This window comes from Streptomyces sp. NPDC060198, assembly GCF_042728415.1.
In the GTDB taxonomy this organism is placed as follows: domain Bacteria; phylum Actinomycetota; class Actinomycetes; order Streptomycetales; family Streptomycetaceae; genus Streptomyces.
In genome coordinates, this window is sequence record NZ_JBHWZJ010000545.1 from 1 (window position 1) to 3,471 (window position 3,471).

2 protein-coding genes are annotated in these 3,471 nt (G+C 66.5%); both read right to left on the reverse strand.

All coding sequences use genetic code 11. The features are described from left to right. Positions 1–40 precede the first annotated feature (40 nt). Positions 41–2,536 (reverse strand): sugar phosphate nucleotidyltransferase, encoded by a 2,496-nt coding sequence (locus ACFWEP_RS33150; protein ID WP_387375781.1) that lies wholly within the window; start codon positions 2,534–2,536, stop codon positions 41–43. A 110-nt stretch (positions 2,537–2,646) separates the two neighbouring features. Continuing rightward, a complete protein-coding gene (locus ACFWEP_RS33155) occupies positions 2,647–3,255 on the reverse strand; it encodes a CDP-alcohol phosphatidyltransferase family protein (RefSeq protein ID WP_328722856.1) in 609 nt (202 codons plus the stop codon). Positions 3,256–3,471 lie beyond the last annotated feature (216 nt).

Consider the following 3,471-nt stretch of genomic DNA (forward strand, 5'->3'; position numbering starts at 1 on the left):
GCTCCTGGACGAGTGGGCAGAAACCGGTGCGGTGCGGGGATCAGTCCCCGGCGCTGTCGACGACAGCTGCCCACTCGTCCAGGAGCAGTTGGGCGGAGGCGTCGTCGGGGCCCTCGGCCCACAGGTGGGTGACGGCCTCGGCCGGGTCGGGGAGGACCATGACCCAGCGGCCGTCCGCCTCGACGACGCGGACGCCGTCGGTGGTGTCCACGTCCCTGTCACCCGCGGCCTCGACCACCCGGCGCATCACGAGCCCCTTGACCGCCCAGGGGGTGGCCAGGTCACGCCGGAGCACGTGGGCGCGCGGGATACGGTCGTCGATCTGGCTCAGGGTGAGCTGGGTGCGGGCGATCAGTCCGATGAGCCGGACGAAGGCGGCCGATCCGTCGAAGACGCTGGAGAACTCGGGGACGATGAATCCACCGCGTCCGTCGCCGCCGAAGATCGTGTTCTCCTCGCGGCCGACCCGGGTCAGGTCGTCGGGCGAGGTCGTCGTCCACTCCACCTGCGTGCCGTGGTAGGCGGCCACCTGTTCGGCGACCCTCGTGGTCGTCACCGGCAGCGCCACTCGCCCGCTCCGCCGCTCGGCGGCCACCAGGTCGAGCATGACCAGCAGCGCGCGGTCGTCCTCGATGATCCTGCCTCGCTCGTCGACGAGGGAGAGCCGTTCACCGACCGGGTCGAACCTCACGCCGAACGCGGCGCGCGCCGACGAGACGATCTCGCCGAGCCGGACCAGTCCGGTACGCCGCGTCTCGGCGGATTCGGTCGGCCGCGACTCGTCGAGTCCCGGGTTGATGGTGAGCGAGTCCACGCCGAGCCGTCCGAGCAGGCTGGGCAGGACGAGCCCCGCGCTGCCGTTGGAGGCGTCGACCACGACCTTCAGACCCGAATCGGCGATCCCGGTCGTGTCGACGTTGCGGAGCAGGGAGCCCGTGTACGAGTCGAAGACGCTCGACGGGAAGTGCAGATCCCCGATCTCACCGGGAAAGGCCCTGCGGTACTCCTGGCGGGCATAGACCCGGTCCAGCTTCCGCTGCTGGGCCTGCGAGAGGTCCGCGCCCCGCTCGTCGAAGAACATGATGTCGACGGAGTCGGGGACACCGGGCGACGTCCTGATCATGATGCCGCCGGCGCTGCCGCGGGCCGTCTGCTGACGGGCCACGGGCAGCGGCACGTTCTCCAGGTCGCGTACGTCGATGGCGCTGGCCTGGAGGGCGGAGATGACCGCACGCTTCAGTGCCCGGGCGCCTCGCGAGTGGTCTCGCGCGGTGGTGACGGTCGCCCCCTTCTTCAGGGTGGTGGCGTACGCGCCCGCGAGACGGACCGCGAGTTCCGGGGTGATTTCGACGTTCAGGATTCCGGAGACACCGCGGGCTCCGAAAAGGTGGGCCTGTCCGCGCGACTCCCAGATGACCGAGGTGTTGACGAAGGCGCCGGCCTCGATGGTCTTGAAGGGGTAGACCCGGACATTCCCCTGGATGATCGATTCTTCTCCGACGAGGCATTCGTCGCCGATCACGGCGCCGTCCTCGATGCGGGCGGCTCGCATGACATCGGTGTTCTTACCGATCACACAGCCGCGCAGATTGCTGTGGGAACCGATGAACACGTTGTCGTGGACCACTGCCCGGTGCAGGAAGGCGCCCGACTTGACCACGACGTTCGACCCGATGACGGTGTGTTCCCGGATCTCGACGTCCGCCTCGACCTTGGCGTAGTCACCGATGTAGAGGGGGCCGCGCAGGACAGCGTCCGGATGGACCTCGGCACCTTCCGCCACCCACACGCCGGGGGCGATCTCGAAGCCGTCCAGTTCGACGTCGACCTTGCGCTCCAGCACGTCGGCCTGAGCCTTCACATAACTTTCGTGCGTGCCCACGTCCTCCCAGTAGCCCTCGGCGACATAGCCGTAGATCGGCTTGCCCTCCTTCATGAGCTGGGGGAAGACGTCGCCGGACCAGTCCACGGAGGTGTCGGCCTGGACGTAGTCGAAGACCTCGGGCTCCATGACGTAGATACCCGTGTTGACGGTGTCCGAGAACACCTGCCCCCACGTGGGCTTCTCCAGGAAGCGCTCGACCTGGCCTTCCTCGTCCACGATCGTGATCCCGAATTCCAGCGGATTGGGGACCCTCGTCAGGCAGACGGTGACCAGTCCGCCCTTCGCTTTGTGGAAGGCGATGAGATCGGTGAGGTCGAAATCGGTCAGCGCGTCGCCCGAAATCACGAGGAAGGTGTCGTCCTTCAGCGCTTCCTCAGCGTTCTTCACGCTTCCCGCGGTGCCGAGTGGCTTCTCCTCATTGGCGTAGGTGAGCTCCATTCCGAGCTCTTCCCCGTCCCCGAAATAGTTCTTGACGAGGGAGGCCAAGAACTGGACGGTCACCACGGTCTCATTGAGCCCGTGCCGCTTCAGCAGTCGGAGCACATGCTCCATGATCGGCCGGTTGGCCACAGGAAGAAGCGGCTTGGGCATGCTCGAGGTCATCGGGCGAAGGCGTGTGCCCTCGCCGCCAGCCATCACGACGGCCTTCATGTCGGAAACGTCCTCCTAGAGACGACGATTAAGCCGACTAAGCCCGTCGGGCGGCATCGAGAGACATCTGCCGCGGTCCGGCCACACTGCACGGCACCGCTTCAACGAGCTCAATCGGCTGTTGCGTCCGCCTTGACCAGCCGGCGGACTTGAACCACGTAGAGGAGTCCTGCCCACCAATACAGAGTTGTACCCCACCCGGCGAACGCCCATCCGAAAACTGCGGCCAACGTTTCAAGCCAACCACTTCCGTCGCTGAGCAGCAACAAGGGGAAGGCGTACATCAGGTTGAACGTTGCAGCTTTCCCGAGGAAGTTCACCTGGGGCGGCGGATAACCGTGCCGGCGGAGGATGCCGACCATCACCAGGAGCATCAACTCCCGGGCCACGAGCGCGGCGGTGAGCCAGAGCGGCAGGATCTCGCGCCAGGTGAGCCCGACGAGAGTGGAAAGGATATAGAGCCTGTCCGCGGCCGGGTCCAGGAGCCGTCCGAGGCTGCTGATCTGATTCCAACGGCGGGCGAGCTTGCCGTCGAGGTAGTCGCTGATGCCGCTCAGCGCGAGTACCAACAACGCCCAGCCGTCGCTCTGCGGGCCGCCGAACACCGGGCGAAGGATCAGCCACAGGAAAAGCGGTACCCCGACAAGGCGAGCCATGCTGAGGATGTTGGGGATGGTGAGGACCCGGTCCGTCTGAACCCGAGTCTCCTGGACCTCCACCCGGGGGCCTCCTGTGTGAAGAAATGTGCCAATGATGCCCCCTGACCCTACCGTCAGCCACCGCACGCCGGCGCGGCAGGGGTCGGGAGACACCCCAGAACGCAGAAAACCCCCGTGCCCAAAGGCACGGGGGTCTCCCGGAAAAATTGTTCGGCGGCGTCCTACTCTCCCACAGGGTCCCCCCTGCAGTACCATCGGCGCTGAAAGGCTTAGCTT

What these genes read in the sequence shown, in the direction of transcription:
- ACFWEP_RS33150 (WP_387375781.1), bottom strand. Translation starts at nt 2,536, where the DNA reads ATGAAGGCCGTCGTGATGGCTGGCGGCGAGGGCACACGCCTTCGCCCG.